The sequence below is a fragment of the Luteibacter sp. dw_328 genome, from assembly GCF_018449605.1.
Classification (GTDB): Bacteria; Pseudomonadota; Gammaproteobacteria; order Xanthomonadales; family Rhodanobacteraceae; genus Luteibacter.
Genome location: NZ_JAAVUW010000007.1, coordinates 268,614 through 287,887 on the forward strand (window position 1 = coordinate 268,614; position 19,274 = coordinate 287,887).

Here is a 19,274-nt window from a genome sequence, read left to right on the forward strand (position 1 = left end):
AATGTGCAGAAACGGCAGCGTCGTCAAAAGTGCCGGCTATGCCTCTTGTTAGCCCTCATCGCATCCACGAGAGTGCGACCCACGGCGTGGGGGCGTGCGCCAACCAACCAGGGGACGCACCATGTCTAATTACTACCTCGGGCAAATCATGCTCGCGGGGTTCAACTTCGCGCCGAGAGGCTTCGCGCAATGCAACGGTCAGCTGTTGCCTATCAACCAGAACTCCGCCTTGTTCTCACTTTTAGGTGTGCAGTTCGGTGGTAACGGCACCGTGACCTTCGGCCTGCCCGACCTGCGAAGCCGTACGCCGGTCGGCGCGGTCTCGTCGGTCGATGCGGCCTGGCAGCCGCCGACCTATACCGTGGGTATGTTGGCAGGCGTCGAGTCAGTGACACTCTTGCAAACGGAGATGCCGACGCACTCGCATCCGCTCAGCGCAACGACGACAGCCGGCGCGGTCAGGTCTCCAGCCAATGCGCTCTATGGCGGCTCTGGCACGGAATCGTTCTACGCAGCCAATGCGCACCCCACGCCGCTGGCCCCTCCCATGGTGGGCCCCAACGGTGGAAGCACCTCGCACAGCAACATCCAGCCGCTGAGCGTGCTGGGCTTCAATATCGCGCTGTCGGGCATTTACCCCTCGCGCGGCTGACGCAGCACAAAGGAGCCACATCATGTCTGAGTGTTATGTCGGTGAAATCCGTATGTTCGGTTTCAGTCGTGTTCCCCAGGGCTGGCAAGCCTGCGATGGCAGCCTGCTTTCGATCGCCGATTACGAGGTTCTCTTTACCTTGATCGGTACGACCTACGGTGGAGACGGTGTGACGACCTTCGCCGTCCCCGATCTGCGGGGCCGCATTCCGGTGGAACAGGGACAGGGTCCTGGCCTGAGTCGGTATGTGCTCGGTCAGCAGACCGGTACCGAAACGGTCACGCTATTACCGAACCAGTTGCCTGTGCACAACCACGCCTGCGTGGCGACGACCGATACCGGTACCACGGCCACGCCGGGTCCCACGGTTGTGTTCGGCGGCATCGCTCCGGACACCATGTACACCTCCAGTGTCGCCGGTCTGACTGCCTATCCACTGGGCGTCACTGCGATCGGCGCACAGGGTGGTTCGGGGCCGCACAACAATCTGATGCCGACCCTCAGCGTGGCGTTCTGCATCGCCTGGGCTGGCATTTTTCCTTCGCAATCCTGACCTTCGCCTGGAAGACATTCTCATGACGCAACCCTTTCTCGGCGAAATCCAGGTCTTCGGCTTCAACTTCGCACCGATGAACTGGGCTTTCTGTAACGGCGCGACCCTCGCGCTGCAACAGAACACCTCGTTGTTCGCGCTGATCGGTACGACCTACGGTGGCAATGGCACGTCGACTTTCCAGTTGCCGAACCTCGCCTCCCGTGCACCCGGCGGGATCGGTGCGGGCGCCCCGGCGACGACACCACGGGTCGCCGGTGAAACGTACGGTGAGTTCGGCCACACGCTTACGGTGCAGGAAATGCCGTCGCACAACCACAGCATGTCGGTGTACGTGCAGCACAATGCGGCGTTGCTTACGTCGGTTCCCGCCCCGGGCAGCGCGCTGGTGACGCCAGCTACCACGTCGCCGTTCGTTGCGGGCGCCACGCCAACGACCACCTTCGCCCCGACGGCGGTCAGCAATACGGGTGGCAATCAGCCACACGAGAATTGCCAGCCCTTCCTGGGGCTGAACTTCTGCATCGCCCTTCAAGGCACTTTCCCCGCGTTCCAGTGAGCCTGCCCGCATTTCCCAGGGCTCGTGCGGACAGCGGCGCCATCGCGGCGTCGCTGTCGATCGCGGATGTCACGCTGCATGCATGTGACGACAGCGACATGCCCTTCCTGCGGTCCCTGTATCGGCAGACGCGCGATGACGAACTCGCGTTCACCGGCTGGCAGGAAGCGACGAAGGCGGCCTTCGCCAACAGCCAGTTCGATCTGCAGCACACGCATTTCGTGCGTTATTTCCCCAACGCCCATTTCCTGCGACTGCGCTGCGGCGATCGCGATATCGGTCGCTACTATCTCGACATCAAGGACGATGCCTGGCACGTCGTGGATATCGCGATCCTCGCAGAACGACGCGGGCAAGGCATCGGTTCGGCCTTGCTCCAGGCAACCCGGGCGCTCGCTCCCGCCGTCACACTGAGCGTGGCCACGAACAATCCCGCCGCCATGCGTCTGTACGCGCGACTAGGATTCGTCGATGAAGGTGAGGCCGGCGGCATGCACCGGCAGATGCGCGCTAGTTGTAGATAGCCTGGTAGATGAAGCCGTTCGCGTCGCGCGCGATGGCCACCAGGAAAATGCCGAATTCGCCCAGCCCTCGGTGCTTCATCGCGTAGATGCGCTGCGGAAAGACGATGGCGGCGGTGTTGTGGAACAGCAACGAGAAGCCCGCGCGGACCGCGCCCTGCATCGTCGGCCCCGCGCCCTGCAGGGGCTTCACTTCGACCAGCACGAAGGCGGAATCACCTTCGCCGACGTCGACGTGGAAGGTGTCGTTGAGGTGTGGCGCGAAGTGCTCGATCTGTAGGAACTGCATGGAATCCTTCCCCCGAAGTAGTCCGCGCCCCAGAAGGGGCGCGGACGTCTACTTTAGTTCGGAATACCGGAATCGTCGATCATCGCGGCCCCTCTGTAGGAGCCGCTTCAGCGGCGATGCCCTTAGTTCGGCAAGCCCAAATCGTCAATCATCGCCTTAAGGAACCGAGCCGCCTCACCACCCGTTGCCGCACGATGATCGAACGTCAACGACAGCGGCATCCGGCGATGCACTTCGATACCGCCCATGACCGCGACCACGTCGTGGCTGAGCTTGCCGGCGCCAACGATGGCGACGGTCGGCGGGACAACCACCGGGGTGGCGTACCGGCCGGCGAACATGCCGAAATTCGACAGGCTGATCGTGTAGCCCGAGAGCTCCGACGCCGCGATGCTGCGATCTTCGACCGAGCTGCGCAGGCGCTTGATGGCGGCACGGATACCGGCACCGTCGAGCACGTCCGCATTACGCAGAGCGGGCACGAAGAGGCCGTCGTCCGTATCCACGGCAATACCGATGTCCACGTGAGGATGCAGCGTGCGCGTGAGGTCCTTGCCGTTGAACCAGGCGTTGAGCGCCGGCACGGCCTTGCATGCCACCACGACCGCGCGGATGAGGCGGGCGGTGATGTCCTGCTTGCCGATCCAGGCGTGCAGGTCGGCGTCGTCGACGATGGAGGTCGGGACGACCTGCGCGTGAGCATCGGCCATGACGCGCGCCATGTTGCGGCGAACGCCCTTGAGCTGCTCCGGCTGACCCATCGCTTCCTTGCCCGGGGGCGAAGTGCGAACGGCCTTGCCGGCCAGGGACACCGGCGTACGCGAAGGCGCCGGACCCGGCTCGGGAAGCGTCGGTGCGAGGTGCTGCGCGGCGGCCGGGCGTGCTGCCGGAGCCGAACCCACGGCGGCACTGCCGTTGGCGGCGGCGTTCTTCACGTCGCCCATGGTGATGACACCACCGGCGCCGGTCGGCTGCACGCGGGTGAGGTCGATCTTCATCTTCTTGGCGAGGGCACGCACGGCCGGAACGGCCTTGACGCCACCGGCGCTGGAGACCTGCTCGGTGTGCACGGCGTTGCCGCTGACCATGGCGCCGACGACGGTACCTTCGTCTTCGCGCTTGGCCGGCGCGGGGCCGTCCGAATCGATCTCGCCGCCGTCGTCGGAAGCGATGACCTTGGACGCGTCGTCCGGCGCCTGGCTACCGACGCTCTTCTTCGGGCCATGGTGATGGCCGGTGGATTCGGCTTCGGCGCGCTGGCGTGCGTTCGGGTCGATCTCGAAATCGGCCAGCGACGCGCCGGTTTCGATGATGTCACCGACGGCGCCGTGCAGCTTCTTCACGGTGCCGGAATACGGCGAGGGCACATCGACGACGGCCTTCGCGGTTTCCATGGACACCAGCGGTGCGTCGAGCTTGATCGTGTCGCCTTCCTTGACGTGCCATTCGACGACGGTCGCGTCGGGCAGGCCTTCGCCGAGGTCCGGCAGGTAAAAGGTCTTGATGTCGGCCATTGCGATAGGTTCCTCAGGATGCCGCGAGCGTACGCTCGGCGGCCTCGACGATGCGTTCGACGCTGGGCAGGTACTTCATTTCCAGGCGGAACAGCGGGATGTGGGTATCGAAACCGGTAACGCGCTGCACCGGTGCAAGCAGGCTGTACAGGCATTCTTCGGCGAGGCGGGCAGCGATTTCCGCACCGAAACCGGCGGTCTTCGGTGCTTCGTGCACGATGACGCAGCGGCCGGTCTTGGTCACCGATTCGGCGATCGTGTCGAAGTCGAGCGGCGTGAGCGTGGCCACGTCGATCACTTCGGCGCTGATGCCCTTCTGTGCCAGCTCGTCGGCGGCCTCGAGGCATTCCTTCACCTGCGCGCCCCAGGTCACCAGGGTCACGTCGGTGCCGTCGCGCAGCACGAAGCAGACGTCGAGCGGCAGTGCCTCGCCGTCATCGGGCACTTCTTCCTTGTACTGGCGATAGATGCGCTTGGGCTCGAAGAAGATCACCGGATCCGGATCGCGGATGGCGGCGAGCAGCAGGCCGTAGGCACGCGCCGGCGACGACGGCATGACCACGCGCAGGCCCGGGATGTTGGTGAACAGATGCTCGTTCGCCTCGGAGTGATGCTCCGGTGCGCGGATGCCGCCGCCCCACGGGGCGCGCCACACGGCCGGCACGGTCATGCGGCCGCGCGTGCGGTTGCGCATGCGGGCAGCGTGGCAGGCGATGTGCTCCATCATCGGGTAGATGAAGCCTTCGAATTGGGCTTCCGCGACGGGCTTCATGCCCTGCACGGCGAGGCCGATGGTCAGGCCGGCAATGGTGGCTTCGTCCAACGGCGTGTCGATGACGCGCATTTCGCCGAACTGTTCCTGCAGGCCCTGGGTGGCGCGGAACACGCCGCCGTTGACGCCGACGTCCTCACCGAGCACCACGACGCTTTCGTCGTTGCGCATTTCGTAGGCGAGCGCCTGGGTCACTGCTTCGATAAGAGTGATTTGTGCCATGGGAAGAGTTCCTTACGACGTGCGATCGAGGGAAGCGACGATCTCTCGCTGCGCTTCGAGGTCGGCGGGGAGTTCGGCATACAGGTAGTCGAACATGGCCGTTGCCGGCTGGTTCTTCGTCTCCAGGTATGCGTTGACCTCGTTGTCCATCCAGTCGTCGCACTCGGCCTTCCAGGCCTCTTCCTTCGTCTCGTCCCACTTGCCCTTGCCTTCGAGCCACTTGCGCAGGCGCGGGATGGGATCACGTTCCCAGGCGTCCTTCACTTCCTGCTCGCCGCGGTAACGGCGCGCATCGTCGGCGGTGGTGTGGTCGCCGAGGCGGTAGGTCACCGCTTCGATCACGCTGGCGCCCTGGCCGGAGCGTGCGCGCTCGAGCGCGATCTCCATGGCAGCGCGCACGGCGATGATGTCGTTGCCGTCCACCTGGATGCAGGGCAGGCCGGCAGCGATACCCTTCTGGGCCAGCGTGCCCGAGCCGCTCTGGATGCGACGCGGCACCGAGATCGCCCACTGGTTGTTCACGATCACGGCGACCATCGGCAGCTGCTGCGCGCCGGCCACGTTGATCGCACCGTAGAAGTCGCCCTTGGACGAACCGCCGTCACCGATCGTGCAGACGGCCACGCGGGCCTCCTTGCGGATCTTGAAGGCGAGCGCGGAGCCAGCGGCGTGCAGGCACTGCGTACCGATGGGCACGCACCAGGCGAAGTCGTGGGCGGGAGCGTCGGCGAAGTCGTTGCCACGCTCGTCGCCACCCCAGTAGGTGTAGACCTCGCGCGGCTTTACGCCGCGATACAGCTGGGCGCCGTATTCGCGATATGACACGGCCAGCGAGTCTTCGCGGCGCATGGCGCTGCCGATGCCCACGTGAGCGGCTTCATGGCCGAGGCACGAGGCGTAGGTGCCGAGCTTGCCGGTGCGCTGCAGGGCGATCGACTTGGCGTCGAACACCCGCGTGGACACCATCAGCTTGTAGAGCTCGACCATGTGGTCGAGGTCCTTGGCGAATGCGGGGAGTTCCTTTCCGGTTTCCTTGCCGTCCTGGTCAAGGTATTGCAGATATTCGATTTCGAACTTGGCGGCGATGGACACGACTCGCTCCCAGGGGAAGGGTTAGAAACGACACGCACGATTGGGGAAGCGGACGGGCCCATCCAGTGGGGCACGAGCGACTTTCGGGTTGTTGCGAGCCGGACTAGATATCAGGGGTATTATGGCCCGGCAAGGCACGGCGCAGCATAGAACCGGCCATCGCCAGTCCCAAAACCGCGCCACGGCGCCGTTTGCGGCCGGTCCACCCTGAATGTGAAATCGTCCATGGCCAATTCCCAGCGCGACCTCGAACCCGGTATCCGCACCGATCTCGACGGCCGCCTTACCTATGGCGAGTACCTCAGGCTGGATCAGGTGCTCAGTGCCCAGGTACCCCGCAGCCAGCCCGCCCACCACGACGAGATGCTTTTCATCGTCCAGCACCAGACCTCGGAGCTGTGGCTGAAGCTGATGATCCACGAGCTGGACGCCGCCCTGGCGCACCTGCGCGCGGACGACGTGGACGGCACGCTGAAGATCCTGGCCCGGGTCAAGGCCATCCAGCGCCAGCTTTACGAGCAGTGGGGCGTCCTGGAGACGCTCACACCGGCCGAATACCTGCAGTTCCGCGACGTGCTGGGCCCCTCGTCGGGTTTCCAGTCCCTGCAGTACCGCATGGTCGAGTTCCTGCTCGGCAACAAGCACGCCGACATGCTTCGCGTGTTCGAGCACGATCCCGTGGCGCATGAGCGGCTGAAGGCGATCTTCGAGGCGCCGGGGCTTTACGACGAATTCCTGCGTTACCTCGCGCGCCGCGGCCACCCCGTGCCGGTCGACCTGCTGGAGCGCGACCTGACCCAGCCCTGGCGAAGCCAGCCCGCCCTGCTACCCGTGTTCAAGCGGATCTACGAGGACACCGCCCACCATTGGCCTGAGTATCATCTCAGTGAGGAACTGGTGGACATCGAAGAGTCGTTCCAGCTCTGGCGCTTCCGCCACATGAAGACCGTGGAGCGCATCATCGGCTTCCGGGCCGGTACCGGCGGTTCCTCCGGCGTGGCCTTCCTGCGCAAGGCGCTGGAACAGAGTTTCTTCCCCGAACTGATCGAAGTACGCACCATCCTGGGAACGTAAATATTTGACGGGCGGCTGCCCGGACGGTTAAACACCCTGCACGAAGCGTCTTCACGCCCAAGGGAAATGCATGACACCGACCGCCCCAGCCACCGCCAGGCCCGTGCCCGATTACCCGCAGACCCTGGGTCACCCGCGTCCCCTGTGGATGCTGTTCATGACCGAGTTCTGGGAACGCTTTGCGTTTTACGGCATGCGCTGGGCGCTCACGCTGTACATCGTGGCGCAGTTCTTCCACGGCGATCAGGCAGGTCAGGGCTATGCCAGCCGAACCTACGGCTCGTATCTGGCGCTGGTCTACGCGTCGGCCATCTTCGGCGGCTATGTGGCCGATCGCATCCTCGGTTACCAGCGATCCATCCTGGTCGGCGCGGCGGTCATGGGCGCCGGCCTGTTCATGGTGATGGTGCCCAACCAGGACATCTTTCTCATCGGCCTGGCTACGGTGATCGTCGGCAACGGCCTGTTCAAGCCGAACATCTCGTCCCTGGTAGGCCAGATCTACCCGGTGGGCGACGATCGTCGCGACCGCGGGTTCACCATCTTCTACATGGGCATCAACATGGGCGGCTTCCTCGCCCCGTTGGTGACCGGCTGGCTCGCTTCGGTACTGACCGACACGCCGTTGCAGGACAACTACAAGGCCGTGTTCGCCGCCACCGGCTTCGGCATGGTGGTCTGCTTCGTCTGGTTCCTGATCGGCAAGCGCCAGTTGAAGGGCGTCGGCCTGCCGCCGCCGGAGCGCCACGAGGGCAAGAACCTGATCGGCGTCATCATCGGCATTCTCATCGCCATTCCGCTGGTGTACCTGCTGATGGCGAAGGCCGGCGCGATCTTCATCGCCTGGCTGCTCGGCGTGCTGTTCATCGGCGTGGCCGTGATGCTGGTGGTCGAAGCCGTGCGTCACGACCGCATCCAGATCCATCGCGTGATCGCGATGCTGTTGCTGTTCGCCTTCAACGTGCTGTTCTGGATGTTCTTCGAACAGGCCGGTAGTTCCTTCAACTTCCTCGCCCAGAACATCGTCGACCGCCACATGTTCGGCGGCTGGGAATTCCCGACCGGTTGGTTCCAGTCGGTGAATTCGGCGGCGATCCTGGTCTTCGCACCCCTCGTGGCACTGGCCTGGGGCTGGTCGGCCCGGCACCGCAAGGAGCCGTCGATCCCGCGCAAGTTCGGTCTCGGCCTGATCTTCAACGCGCTGGCCTTCCTGGTGCTGATGTACGCGCTGAAGAGCCTGGTCGGCGGCGACGGCCTCATCCCGTTCTGGCCGCTGGCAGCGTGCTACGTACTGCAGACCATCGGTGAGCTGTGCCTGTCGCCCATCGGCCTGTCGATGGTGACCAAGCTGGCGCCGATGCGCGTGGTGGGCCTGGCCATGGGTGGCTGGTTCCTCTCCACGGCCATTGGCAACAACCTCTCGGGCCTGCTCGCTGGCCATATCAGCGGCGAAACCGGCATGACGGTGGGCTCGGCGCTGAGCGGCTTCACTTTCAGCTTCGAGCTGCTGGTGGGCGCGGGCATCCTGCTTTTCCTCATCGCGCCGCTAATCAACCGGCTGATGCACGGCGTCAAATAAGCCGCGCTCTGGCGATCGCCCTTGCTCGGTAGGAGCCGATTCATCGGCGATCCCTAACGGTGTCGCAACCGTGGATCGCCGATGAATCGGCTCCTACCAAGCGTCGCGATTCCGATTCAAAGATCGCCGGCCCGATTCCTTACAACGCCAGCAGCTTGTCCAGGATGCTGTTCAGCTGCGCCTGCTCGCCCTCGTCGAGGCGGGCCAGCAGCTCCCGCTCGTGCGCCCGGGCCAGCGGCGCGACCTCGTCGTGAATCGCCCAGCCGGCTTCGGACAGCTTCAGCACCGAGCGGCGCTTATCGCCGTCGTGGATGCCGCGGTCCACGCGGCCCGCGTCGACCAGCCTTGCCACCGCGCGGCTCACCGCCACCTTGTCCATGGCGCTGCGGTCCACCACCTCCCGTGCCGAGATCTCCGGAAACCGCGCCAGGATGGTCATCACACGCCATTCCGTCATGCTCAGCTCGAAGCGGTCCTGGTATTCCGTGGCGATCGACTGGCTCACCGTATTCGACAGGATGGACAGGCGATAGGGCAGGAAATGCTCGAGCTCCAGCGGGGCATGGGCGGCAACGGGTTCTAGGGTCATGCTGTGCTGGTCCTTGCAATTGGTTACAAGTGAAACTATAACGTGCGGGTAGTCGGCGCAAGCCGTGCCCAATGCCAGGAGTATCGCCCATGAGCGCCCAGCCCAATATCGGTATGGAAGTCACCACCTTCGAAAACCCGCAGGGTGTCGATGGCTTCGAGTTCGTCGAATTCGCCGCGCCGGATCCGGCCCTGCTGCACACGCTGTTCCCGAAGCTCGGCTTCACCGCGGTGGCGAAGCACAAGACGAAGAAGATCACCCTGTATCGCCAGGGCGAGTGCAACTTCCTGGTCAACGAAGAGCCGAACTCGTTCGCTTCCGACTTCGCCGCCGAGCATGGCCCGAGCGCCTGTGGCTTCGCCATCCGCTTCAACCGTCCGGCGACCGACGTGCAGGCCACCGCGCTGTCCAATGGCGCCGAGAAGGTCGAGCACAAGGCCGACACCCTCGCACTGGACGTGCCGACCATCCAGGGCATCGGTGGTTGCGCGCTGTACCTGATCGATACCTACGGCGCCAAGGGCGACGTGTTCGACAGCGAGTTCGAGTTTATCTCTGGCGTCGACCGTCGCCCGAAGGGTTTCGGCCTGACCTTCATCGACCACCTGACCCACAACCTGCACTTCGGCAACATGCAGAAGTGGTCGGACTACTACGAGCGTCTGTTCAACTTCCGCGAGATCCGCTACTTCGACATCAAGGGCGCGAAGACCGGCCTGGTGTCCAAGGCGATGACCGCGCCGGACGGCATGGTCCGCATTCCGCTCAACGAATCGGCGGACGAGAAGTCGCAGATCAACGAGTACATCCGTGAGTACAACGGCGAAGGCATCCAGCACATCGCGCTGTTCACCGACAATATCTACGAGTCGGTGGAAGCCATGCGCGCGCTGGACGTGGCCTTCCTCGAAACGCCGGACACGTACTACGAAGTGATCGACATCCGCGTGCCGGACCATGGCGAGGATATTCCCCGTCTGCAGAAGAACAAGCTGCTGATCGACGCCGACGACGAGACCAAGAAGAAGCTGTTGCTACAGATCTTCACGCAGAACACCATCGGTCCGATCTTCTTCGAGATCATCCAGCGCAAGGGCAACGAAGGCTTCGGTAACGGCAACTTCAAGGCGCTGTTCGAATCCATCGAACGCGACCAGATGCGCCGCGGCGTGCTCTAAGCGCGCGAGGCCTTCGCGAAAGCTAGACTAAGCGCGGCGCGGTCCTGAGACGGACCGCGCCGCGATGCGTTCATCCCAAGGATCCCCACGATGAGCCACACCGACGACACGCGCGGCTACCAGACCGGCTTCGGCAATGAGTTCGCCACGGAAGCCGTGGCTGGCGTGCTGCCTACCGGCCAGAATTCTCCCCAGCGGGTGGCACACGGCCTCTACGCCGAGCAGCTTTCCGGCAGCGCGTTCACCGCGCCGCGCCACCGCAACCGACGCAGCTGGCTGTACCGCATTCGCCCGGCCGCGCAGCATTCGCCGTTTTCGGCACTAGCGCACACGACCTTCCATAACCGCTTCCACGAAGCGCCGGCCACGCCCAACCAGATGCGCTGGGATCCGTTGCCGATGCCGTCGACGCCGACCGACTTCGTCGAAGGCCTGGTGACGCTCGGTGGCAATGGCGGCGCCGAAGAGCAGGCCGGCGTCGGTATCCACCTGTACTGTGCCAACCGCTCGATGAAGGGGCGCTACTTCTACGACGCCGACGGCGAGTTGTTGATCGTTCCGCAGCAAGGACGCCTGCGCATCCGAACCGAGCTGGGCGTGGTCGAGGTCGAGCCGCTGGAGATCGCGGTCGTGCCGCGCGGTGTGCGCTTTCTCGTGGAGCTTCCCGACGGCGAAGCCCGTGGTTATGTCGCCGAGAATTTCGGCGCGCCGCTGCATCTGCCGGACCTGGGGCCGATCGGTGCGAACGGGCTCGCGCATTCGCGCGACTTCCTGACGCCGGTCGCCGCGTACGAAGACCTCGAAGGCGACTTCGCACTGGTGGCCAAGTTCCAGGGTGAATTATGGTCGGCCAGCATCGGCCACTCGCCGCTGGACGTGGTCGGTTGGCACGGCAACTACGCACCGTACAAGTACGACCTGCGGCGCTTCAACACCATTGGCTCCATCGCCGTGGATCATCCGGATCCGTCGATCTTCACCGTACTTACCTCGGCCAGCGACACACCGGGCACGGCGAATATGGATTTCGCGATCTTCCCGCCGCGTTGGCTGGTCGCCGAGCACACGTTCCGGCCGCCGTACTTCCACCGTAACGTCGCCAGCGAATTCATGGGCCTGATCGACGGCGCCTACGACGCAAAGCAAGGCGGCTTCGTGCCCGGTGGTTCGAGCCTGCACAACTGCATGAGCGGCCATGGCCCCGACGCGGCGAGCTTCGAGAAAGCATCGAATGCGGACGTCTCGCGTCCCGACCATATCGTTGGCACCATGGCCTTCATGTTCGAGACGCGCAAAGTCATCCGTCCGACGCGACAGGCGCTCGAGTCGCCGTCGCTGCAGGGCAATTATTACGAATGCTGGCGCGGGCTGAAGAAACACTTCACGCCGCCGTCGGCCTGATCGACAAGGAATCGCATGAAACTCGCTTCATTGAAGGAGGGCGGCCGTGACGGCACGCTCATCGTCGTCAGCCGCGACCTGTCGCGCGCCGTGAAGGCTACCGGCATTGCGCCGACGCTGCAGGCTGCGCTGGACGATTGGAGCACGATCGCGCCGCGCCTCAACGCGTTGTCGGAAGACCTCAACGAGGGGGGCGCGCAGGGCGCGTTCGATCTCGACATGGCCAGGCTTGCCGCGCCGCTTCCGCGCGCGTACGAGTTCGTCGACGGGAGTGCCTACCTTCCGCACGTTGAGCGCGTACGTCGTGCGCGTGGCGCCGAGGTGCCGGAGTCGTTCTACGTCGATCCGTTGATGTACCAGGCGACCAGTGCCGGTTTTCTCGGGCCGCGCGATCCGGTCGTCGTCGCCAGCGAAGAGTTCGGTATCGACCTCGAGGCCGAGGTGCTCATCATCACCGACGACGTGCCGATGGGCGTGACGCCGGCGCAGGCTGCCGCTCATATCCAGCTGGTCGGACTGGTCAACGACGTTTCGCTGCGTGGCCTCATTCCGGGCGAACTCGCCAAGGGCTTCGGCTTCGTGCAGTCCAAGCCCCGTTCCGCGTTGTCGCCGGTGTTCGTCACGCCGGATGAACTGGGGGATGCCTGGATCGACGACAAGCTCCACTTGCCGATGCGCACCTGGATCAACGGCACGTGGTTCGGCGAAGCCGAGTGCGGCGTCGACATGCAGTTCGATTTCTCGCAGCTGGTGGCCCACGTCGCGAAGACGCGCCCGCTGACCGCAGGCACGCTGGTCGGCTCGGGCACCATCGCCAACCAGGACACGGGCAAGGGCGCTTCATGCCTCGCCGAGCAGCGCACGGTGGAAACCTTGCGCGACGGCAAGCCAAGCACCCCGTTCCTGTCCTTCGGCGACACGGTGAAGATCGACGTCACCGACGCCTCAGGCGCGTCGATCTTCGGCGCGATAGAGCAGGTCATCGCCAAGGCATAACCGCTCTGTGTAGGAGCCGATTCATCGGCGATCCCGCGGCAGCGGGCGAGGTTGTCGCGAGCACCCTTCGCCGATGAATCGGCTCCTACAGGAAGCGGTCGGCGTAAACGAAAAGGCCCGCACGTTGCCGTGCGGGCCTTGTTTCATGGGTAGGGCGCCGGTGGCGCCCATCGCCGCTGAAGCGGCTCCCACATTACTTGGCGTTCATCAGCGCCTTGGTCATGTCGAGCATGCGGTTCGAGAAGCCCCACTCGTTGTCGTACCACGAGAGGACCTTGACCAGCGTGCCTTCCATCACTCGCGTCTGCGTCGAGTCGTAGATCGACGAGTGCGGGTTGTGGTTGAAGTCGATCGACACCAGCGGCTGCGTGTTGACCGCGAGGATGCCCTTCATCGAACCATTGGCGGCTTCGTTGATGACGGCATCGATCTCTTCCTTCGTCGTCGCGCGGGCGGCGGTGAAGACGAGGTCGACCACGGACACGTTGATCGTCGGCACGCGCATGGCGAAACCGTCGAGCTTGCCGTTGAGTTCCGGCAGCACCAGGCCGACCGCGGCGGCAGCGCCGGTCTTGGTTGGGATCTGGCTGTGCGTGGCGCTACGGGCGCGGCGAAGATCCGAGTGGTAGACGTCGGTCAGCACCTGGTCGTTCGTGTAGGCATGGATGGTGGTCATCAGGCCGTGCACGATGCCGATCTTCTCGTGGAGCACCTTGGCCAGCGGAGCCAGGCAGTTGGTGGTGCACGAGGCGTTGGAGATGACTTCGAGCTTCGAGGTGAGCTTGTCGTCGTTGACGCCCATGACGAAGGTGCCGTCCACGTCCTTGTCGCCGGGTGCCGAGATGATCACCTTCTTGGCGCCGCCGGCGATATGCGCGCTGGCCTTCGCCTTGGAGGTGAAGAAGCCGGTGGATTCCAGCACCACGTCGACGCCGTGCTCGCCCCAGGGCAGCTTGGACGGATCGCGCTCGGCGAAGACCTTGATGCGGTCGCCGTTGACGATCAGGTCGCCGCCGTCAACCGACACTTCACCCGGGAAACGACCGTGCGCCGTGTCGTACTGGGTCAGGTGGGCATTGGTGTTGGCATCGCCGAGATCGTTGATCGCAACGATCTGGATGTCCTGGCCATTCTTCTTGGCTTCGTAAAGCGAACGCAGGATGTTGCGACCGATGCGACCGTAACCGTTGATGGCGACCTTGATGGTCATAGGGCGTGCCTCCGGATGGGATGTGCTGACTAGGTAAGGGCGGGTGGCGTAAACGTCCATGGTAACGGAACGTCGCAGGGGCCGGCTTGCTGCGCCGCCGCGATCTGTCATCCGGGTCTCAGTCCGGATGTGGCAAACTTGGCCGTTCGCCCGTCCGGAAACGTTTACAGCTCCATGAAAACGACTCATAAGCGCGCGCTAGCCGCCTTACTGGCCCTCACCGTCCCCGCCTTCGCGACCACCGTCCAGGCCTGGGGCGACATCGGCCACCGCATCGTCGCCGAACTGGCCTGGCGCCAGCTCGACCCCTCGGCCAAGGCCGAAGTGGAGCGTCTGCTCAAGGCCGACGGCTCCGATTCCCTGGCCGATGTGGCCAGCTGGCCCGACCACCTGCGTAACGATCCGGACCAGAAGGAACTGGGCAAGGCCACCGCCAAGCTGCACTACATGGACTTCCTGGACGGCAAGTGTGTCTACGTGCCGCCGGTGGATTGCAAGGACGGCCAATGTGTCGTCGGCGGCCTGGAGAAGTACGTCGCCATCCTCGGCGACCGCCACAAGTCCAATGCCGAGCGCGCCGAAGCGCTGAAGTTCGTCGTCCACTTCGTGGGTGACGTGCATCAGCCGCTCCACGCCGGCAACCGCGACGACAAGGGCGGTAACGACTACCAGGTGCAGTTCGACGGCAAGGGCTCCAACCTGCACAAGGTCTGGGACTCCAGCATGCTTTATACCCGCGACCTGCAGTGGCCGGCCTATACCGACCGCCTCGCCGCCGAAGGCCCGGTGACCCTCCCGAAGCCCATTCCGCCGCTGGACAACCCGTACGCCCAGTGGGCCGAAGAGTCCTGCCAGATCGTCGCCGCGAACGGCTTCTATCCGGGCAACCACACGGTCGACGACGCCTACGTCGCCAAATACCTTCCGGTCGCCGAGACCCGCCTGCGGCTTGCAGGCAAGCGTCTCGCCGACCTGCTCAACCACACGCTGGACTAAAAAAATGACCGATATCCAGGTTCGCCGCACCAAGATCGTCGCCACCCTCGGACCCGCCACGGACGCGCCGGGCATGCTCGAGAAAATCCTTGAAGAGGGCGTGGACATCGTCCGCCTGAACCTCTCGCATGGCACCCCGGACGACCACCGTGCCCGCGCTGCCGCCGTGCGCGCGGCCGCGGAGAAGGTCGGTCGCGAGGTCGGCATCCTGGCCGACCTGCAGGGCCCGAAGATCCGCATCGAGAAGTTCGCCGACGGCCCGATCGACCTCATGGCCGGCGACAGCTTCGTGCTCGACTGCCGCCCCGACGCACCGGCCGGCACGCAGAGCCGCGTGGGCGTGAGCTATTACGACCTGCCCAAGGACGTGGTCGCCGGCGACGTGCTGTTGCTCGACGACGGCCTGATCGCGCTCTCGGTCATCGAGATCTCCGGCAGCGAAATCCGCACCCGTGTGGTCATCGGCGGTCGCCTGTCGGCACGCAAGGGCCTCAACCGCCAGGGCGGCGGCCTCAGCGTCAGCGCCTTGTCCGACAAGGACCGCAACGACATCAAGCTGGCCGCCGAGATGGGCGCGGACTTCCTCGCGGTCTCCTTCGTGCGCTGCGCCGACGACCTTCATGAAGCCCGTCGCCTGATGCGCGAGGCCGGTGGTGACGCCGCCATCGTCTCCAAGATCGAGCGTGCCGACGCCATCCCTGTGCTCGGCGAAATCATCGACGCGTCCGACGTGGTGATGGTCGCCCGCGGTGACCTCGGCGTGGAAATCGGCGACGCCGAACTGCCGGGTCTGCAGAAGAAGATCATTCGCGAATCCGTGCAGCGCAACCGCTCGGTGATCACCGCGACGCAGATGCTGCAGTCGATGGTGCGTGCGCCGATCCCGACGCGTGCCGAAGTGCTCGACGTGGCCAACGCGGTCATCGACGGCACCGATGCCGTCATGCTCTCGGAAGAGAGCGCCGCGGGTGCGCATCCGGACAAAGCCGTCGCTGCCATGCGCCGCATCTGCCTGGGTGCCGAGCGCCAGTTCGAGCCGCGTGACGACCTCCGCCCGGATACCCACTCGCTGGACCGCAGCGACCAGGCCATCGCCCTCGCCGCCATGCTGCTCGCCGCCCAGGTGGGTGTGCGCGCGATCGTCGCACTGACCGAGTCGGGCGCCACCGCCCAGTGGCTGTCGCGCTACCGCTTCGCCGTGCCCATCTACGCGCTGTCCCCGTCGGACATGGCCCGCCGCCGCATGCTCATGCTGCGCGACGTGCAGCCGGTGGACTTCGAGCAGAGCAATCTCGATCCGGCACACACCGCCCGCGCCGCGCTCCAGCACCTGTTCGCGCTGGGCAAGCTGGCCAAGGGCGACCGCGTCATCCTGACCCACGGTGACCACATCGGTCGTGGCGGTGGTACCAACACGCTGAAGCTGCTGGTCGTCGGTGACGACGGCATCGCCGACAGCCTGCGCGACCTCTGATATGTCTGTAGGAGCCGATTCATCGGCGAAAACCAGGGTGGGGTAGCCCCCCATCGCCGATGAATCGGCTCCTACCGAACCAGGGTGGCGCACCGGCACCGCACGATTTCACACGCATCGCATGCGTGCGCAGGGTTAAACTTGAGGTCCTGGCACATCACCGAGGGCGTCATGATCCGACTCAAGCTCCGTACCGGCGCCATTGCCGCCACCGCTCTTCTGCTCGTCGCCGGCGCTGCCGAGGCGCAGAACGTCCGCCGCGTCGCTCCGGAACGCCTGACCGGTTACTGGTACCTGACCAACAAGTCAGTCAACCCCGATGTCCCCAATACCGGCAAGAACCTCGACCAGCCCACCTGCGTCGCGGTGACCTACATGATCGGCTCCGACGGCCGCACCCAGAACGCCACCATCTCCAAGGTCGTGCCCGCAGGCGACCTGGGCCAGGTCGGCGTGAGCATCGTCAAGCAGCTTTCCTACGTGAAGGGCTCCCAGAACGGCACGGCCGAACCGGTGCAGACCTACTACGTGACCGGCTTCAACCTGCCGGAAGATCCCGCGAAAAAGGCGGCGATCCTCGACCAGTGCAAGCTGTCGGGCTACCAGACCACTTAATCGCGCCGCACAACGGCTTTCGCGGAGTAGTCCCTTATACTCCGCCGGTTTTTGTCCTCGCTTAGCCCCTCGACGAGGGGCATACCACTACACCCATTACGGAGTTGTCATGAGCATCGAAAATCTCGAACAGGTCGCGCTGGCGATGGTGGCCACGGGGAAGGGCATCATTGCCGTCGACGAATCCACCAACACCATCAAGAAGCGCTTCGAAGCCGCCGGTGTCGAGAACACCGAGGAAAACCGTCGCCGCTATCGTGAGCTGCTGCTGACCACGCCGGGCCTGGGCGAGCATATTTCCGGTGCCATCCTGTTCGACGAGACCATCCGCCAGAAGACCAGCGACGGTACGCCGCTCGTCGACGCCATGAAGAAGGCCGGCATCATCCCGGGTATCAAGGTCGACAAGGGTCCGGTGACGCTCGCCGGCTTCCCGGGCGACGTGATCACCGAAGGCCTCGACGGCCTGCGTGACCGCCTCAAGGAATACGCCCAGCTTGGCGCGCAGTTCGCCAAGTGGCGTGCGGTGATCAACATCACCGACGACAACCCGAGCTCCACGGCCATTGAGGCCAACATGGAAAACCTGGCTCGCTACGCGGCGCTGTGCCAGGAAGCCGGTCTCGTACCGATGGTCGAGCCGGAGATCGTCATGGACGGTCCGGAGAGCACGCACGATCTCGACGTTAGCTACGAAGTGCACGAAGCAGTGCTGCGCAGCCTGTTCAATGCCCTGTATTCGCATAACGTCATGCTCGAAGGCGTCATCCTCAAGGTGAGCATGGTGATTCCGGGCAAGAATGCGCCCAAGGACGAGCAGGCCACGCCGGAAGAAGTCGCCGAGGCAACCGTGCGCGTGCTCCGTACCACCGTGCCGGCAAGCCTGCCGGGCATCGTGTTCCTGTCCGGCGGCCAGAGCGACGAGCAGGCCACCGAGCACCTGGACCTCATCAACAAGATGGGCCCGCACCCGTGGCCGGTCAGCTTCTCCTACGGCCGCGCACTGGTTGCCGAGGCGCTGAACGTCTGGTCGAAGGATCTCAAGGGTAACTACGAGAAGGCGCAGAAGGTTGTCCACGAGCGCGCCAAGGAAAATGGCGACGCTGCGCTGGGTCGCTGGACGAAGCGCGGCTGATCGGCGCGTGCTGCGTGACGCGTCTCACGGCGCGTCTCGTGGCATGTCCCCGCGACAACAAAAAACCCGGCGCCTCGCGGCGCCGGGTTTTTTATTTCACCAACAGGGGGATTAACGACCCCGGTGACTCAGAAGCGGTATTCAGCGCTCACCGAGGCCACGTTCGTGGACAGGTTGAGACCGTGCTTCTTCGCGTCGTAATGGTCGTAGTTCACGCCGAGGCTGAAGTTCTGGGTGAGGTTGTAGCCCACGCCCGCACCGGCATACCAGCTGGTCTTGTCGAAGTTGTCGCGCGTGATGTCGTCGTGGCTCACACCGTCGCCCTTCCAGGCGTAGAGGCCGGCACGGCCGCTGATGTACCACTTCGGATCGATGTTGAAGCGACCGTTCACGCCGGCGGTCCAGCCATGCAGGCTCGACTTGCGGCCATCGATGGCGTTGCCACCGGTGACAAGGTGCTTGGCGTGAATGTTACCCAGGTCGTTGTAGCCGCCTTCGACACCCAGCGCGAGCGACGGGCTCACAGCCCAGCGATAACCGCCGTTGATGTCGTATGCGACGTCATGCCCGTCGTAATTGCCCTTGTTCACTTGCGCACGGCCGGCACTGCCGTTGACGAAGAAGCCGGCGCCATTGGCGTCCTGCGCGAAAGCCGGGGCCGCAACCATACCGGCCGCCATGAGGCCAAGGGCGATGAGGGTCTTTTTCATGGGGAAAACTCCTGCTTATTCTTTATGCGTTCGATGCGGGCGGCATGGGGATGCCGACTCGCCACAACACACGAGCGGGGGTGCCGTGTGTCCGGGTACTACATGCGGCGGCGCCGCAATAGATTCAATACCCGTAAGTTCAC

General features: G+C 64.5%; 20 protein-coding genes. 13 read left to right on the forward strand and 7 right to left on the reverse strand.

Annotated features, from left to right (window positions below):
* Positions 1 to 121 precede the first annotated feature (121 nt).
* The 4 genes from HB634_RS18080 to HB634_RS18095 are packed head-to-tail and all read left to right on the forward strand — an operon-like array spanning position 122 to position 2,288.
* The gene (locus HB634_RS18080) at positions 122 to 652 is read left to right on the forward strand and encodes a tail fiber protein (RefSeq protein WP_213949603.1); all 531 of its coding nucleotides are present in this window, start codon (positions 122 to 124) and stop codon (positions 650 to 652) included.
* Positions 653 to 674: 22 nt separating this feature from the next.
* Positions 675 to 1,205, forward strand: coding sequence for a tail fiber protein (locus HB634_RS18085; RefSeq protein WP_213949604.1), 531 nt, complete (start codon positions 675 to 677; stop codon positions 1,203 to 1,205).
* Between the two features lie 22 nt (positions 1,206 to 1,227).
* Complete coding sequence (locus HB634_RS18090; RefSeq protein WP_213949605.1) at positions 1,228 to 1,764, forward strand: tail fiber protein; 537 nt, start codon at positions 1,228 to 1,230, stop codon at positions 1,762 to 1,764.
* The gene (locus HB634_RS18095; protein ID WP_213949606.1) at positions 1,761 to 2,288 is read left to right on the forward strand and encodes a GNAT family N-acetyltransferase; all 528 of its coding nucleotides are present in this window, start codon (positions 1,761 to 1,763) and stop codon (positions 2,286 to 2,288) included. The genes HB634_RS18090 and HB634_RS18095 overlap by 4 nt, the downstream gene beginning before the upstream one ends.
* Here HB634_RS18095 and HB634_RS18100 read toward each other — a convergent pair.
* The 4 genes from HB634_RS18100 to pdhA all read right to left on the reverse strand — a co-directional run bounded on the left by HB634_RS18100 (position 2,275) and on the right by pdhA (position 6,174).
* A complete protein-coding gene (locus HB634_RS18100) occupies positions 2,275 to 2,574 on the reverse strand; it encodes a hypothetical protein (RefSeq protein WP_213949607.1) in 300 nt (99 codons plus the stop codon). The two genes, HB634_RS18095 and HB634_RS18100, sit on opposite strands and share 14 nt — an antisense overlap.
* 122 nt (positions 2,575 to 2,696) lie before the next feature.
* The gene (locus HB634_RS18105; RefSeq protein WP_213949608.1) at positions 2,697 to 4,088 is read right to left on the reverse strand and encodes a dihydrolipoamide acetyltransferase family protein; all 1,392 of its coding nucleotides are present in this window, start codon (positions 4,086 to 4,088) and stop codon (positions 2,697 to 2,699) included.
* A gap of 13 nt (positions 4,089 to 4,101) precedes the next feature.
* Positions 4,102 to 5,082: an alpha-ketoacid dehydrogenase subunit beta gene (locus tag HB634_RS18110; protein ID WP_063573737.1), complete on the reverse strand. Its 981-nt coding sequence runs from the start codon at positions 5,080 to 5,082 to the stop codon at positions 4,102 to 4,104.
* A gap of 12 nt (positions 5,083 to 5,094) precedes the next feature.
* Positions 5,095 to 6,174, reverse strand: a complete 1,080-nt coding sequence (gene pdhA / locus HB634_RS18115) for a pyruvate dehydrogenase (acetyl-transferring) E1 component subunit alpha (protein ID WP_063573736.1) — start codon at positions 6,172 to 6,174, stop codon at positions 5,095 to 5,097.
* A gap of 225 nt (positions 6,175 to 6,399) precedes the next feature.
* On the opposite strand from pdhA, the gene HB634_RS18120 reads away from it, so the two are divergent.
* Both HB634_RS18120 and HB634_RS18125 read left to right on the forward strand, forming a co-directional pair.
* Entirely contained in the window at positions 6,400 to 7,248 is an 849-nt protein-coding gene (locus tag HB634_RS18120) for a tryptophan 2,3-dioxygenase family protein (protein WP_213949609.1), read from the forward strand.
* Between the two features lie 70 nt (positions 7,249 to 7,318).
* Positions 7,319 to 8,827 (forward strand): peptide MFS transporter, encoded by a 1,509-nt coding sequence (locus HB634_RS18125; RefSeq protein ID WP_213949610.1) that lies wholly within the window; start codon positions 7,319 to 7,321, stop codon positions 8,825 to 8,827.
* Positions 8,828 to 8,966: 139 nt separating this feature from the next.
* Here HB634_RS18125 and HB634_RS18130 read toward each other — a convergent pair whose 3' ends face one another.
* On the reverse strand, positions 8,967 to 9,416 hold the full coding sequence (locus tag HB634_RS18130) for a MarR family transcriptional regulator (protein ID WP_063570850.1): 450 nt from the start codon (positions 9,414 to 9,416) through the stop codon (positions 8,967 to 8,969).
* 89 nt (positions 9,417 to 9,505) lie between these two features.
* Between HB634_RS18130 and hppD the strand changes: the two genes are divergently transcribed.
* From hppD to HB634_RS18145, 3 genes are all read left to right on the forward strand, one after another.
* Positions 9,506 to 10,594 carry a 4-hydroxyphenylpyruvate dioxygenase gene (gene hppD, locus HB634_RS18135; RefSeq protein ID WP_063570849.1) on the forward strand — a complete coding sequence of 363 codons (1,089 nt, stop codon included), beginning with the start codon at positions 9,506 to 9,508 and terminating at the stop codon, positions 10,592 to 10,594.
* Positions 10,595 to 10,684: 90 nt separating this feature from the next.
* Positions 10,685 to 11,995: a homogentisate 1,2-dioxygenase gene (gene hmgA, locus HB634_RS18140; protein WP_213949611.1), complete on the forward strand. Its 1,311-nt coding sequence runs from the start codon at positions 10,685 to 10,687 to the stop codon at positions 11,993 to 11,995.
* A gap of 15 nt (positions 11,996 to 12,010) precedes the next feature.
* Positions 12,011 to 12,991 (forward strand): fumarylacetoacetate hydrolase family protein, encoded by a 981-nt coding sequence (locus HB634_RS18145; protein WP_213949612.1) that lies wholly within the window; start codon positions 12,011 to 12,013, stop codon positions 12,989 to 12,991.
* Between the two features lie 193 nt (positions 12,992 to 13,184).
* Here HB634_RS18145 and gap read toward each other — a convergent pair whose 3' ends face one another.
* The gene (gene gap, locus HB634_RS18150; protein WP_063570845.1) at positions 13,185 to 14,201 is read right to left on the reverse strand and encodes a type I glyceraldehyde-3-phosphate dehydrogenase; all 1,017 of its coding nucleotides are present in this window, start codon (positions 14,199 to 14,201) and stop codon (positions 13,185 to 13,187) included.
* A gap of 174 nt (positions 14,202 to 14,375) precedes the next feature.
* Here gap and HB634_RS18155 point away from each other — a divergent pair, with 174 nt between their 5' ends.
* The 4 genes from HB634_RS18155 to HB634_RS18170 all read left to right on the forward strand — a co-directional run bounded on the left by HB634_RS18155 (position 14,376) and on the right by HB634_RS18170 (position 18,421).
* On the forward strand, positions 14,376 to 15,197 hold the full coding sequence (locus HB634_RS18155; RefSeq protein WP_213949613.1) for a S1/P1 nuclease: 822 nt from the start codon (positions 14,376 to 14,378) through the stop codon (positions 15,195 to 15,197).
* Positions 15,198 to 15,201: 4 nt separating this feature from the next.
* Complete coding sequence (pyk, locus tag HB634_RS18160; RefSeq protein WP_063570843.1) at positions 15,202 to 16,671, forward strand: pyruvate kinase; 1,470 nt, start codon at positions 15,202 to 15,204, stop codon at positions 16,669 to 16,671.
* Positions 16,672 to 16,842: 171 nt separating this feature from the next.
* Entirely contained in the window at positions 16,843 to 17,286 is a 444-nt protein-coding gene (locus HB634_RS18165; protein WP_213949614.1) for an energy transducer TonB, read from the forward strand.
* A gap of 109 nt (positions 17,287 to 17,395) precedes the next feature.
* The gene (locus HB634_RS18170) at positions 17,396 to 18,421 is read left to right on the forward strand and encodes a class I fructose-bisphosphate aldolase (protein ID WP_063570841.1); all 1,026 of its coding nucleotides are present in this window, start codon (positions 17,396 to 17,398) and stop codon (positions 18,419 to 18,421) included.
* 128 nt (positions 18,422 to 18,549) lie between these two features.
* On the opposite strand, the gene HB634_RS18175 is transcribed toward HB634_RS18170, so the two are convergent.
* Positions 18,550 to 19,131: a porin family protein gene (locus HB634_RS18175; RefSeq protein ID WP_063570840.1), complete on the reverse strand. Its 582-nt coding sequence runs from the start codon at positions 19,129 to 19,131 to the stop codon at positions 18,550 to 18,552.
* Positions 19,132 to 19,274 lie beyond the last annotated feature (143 nt).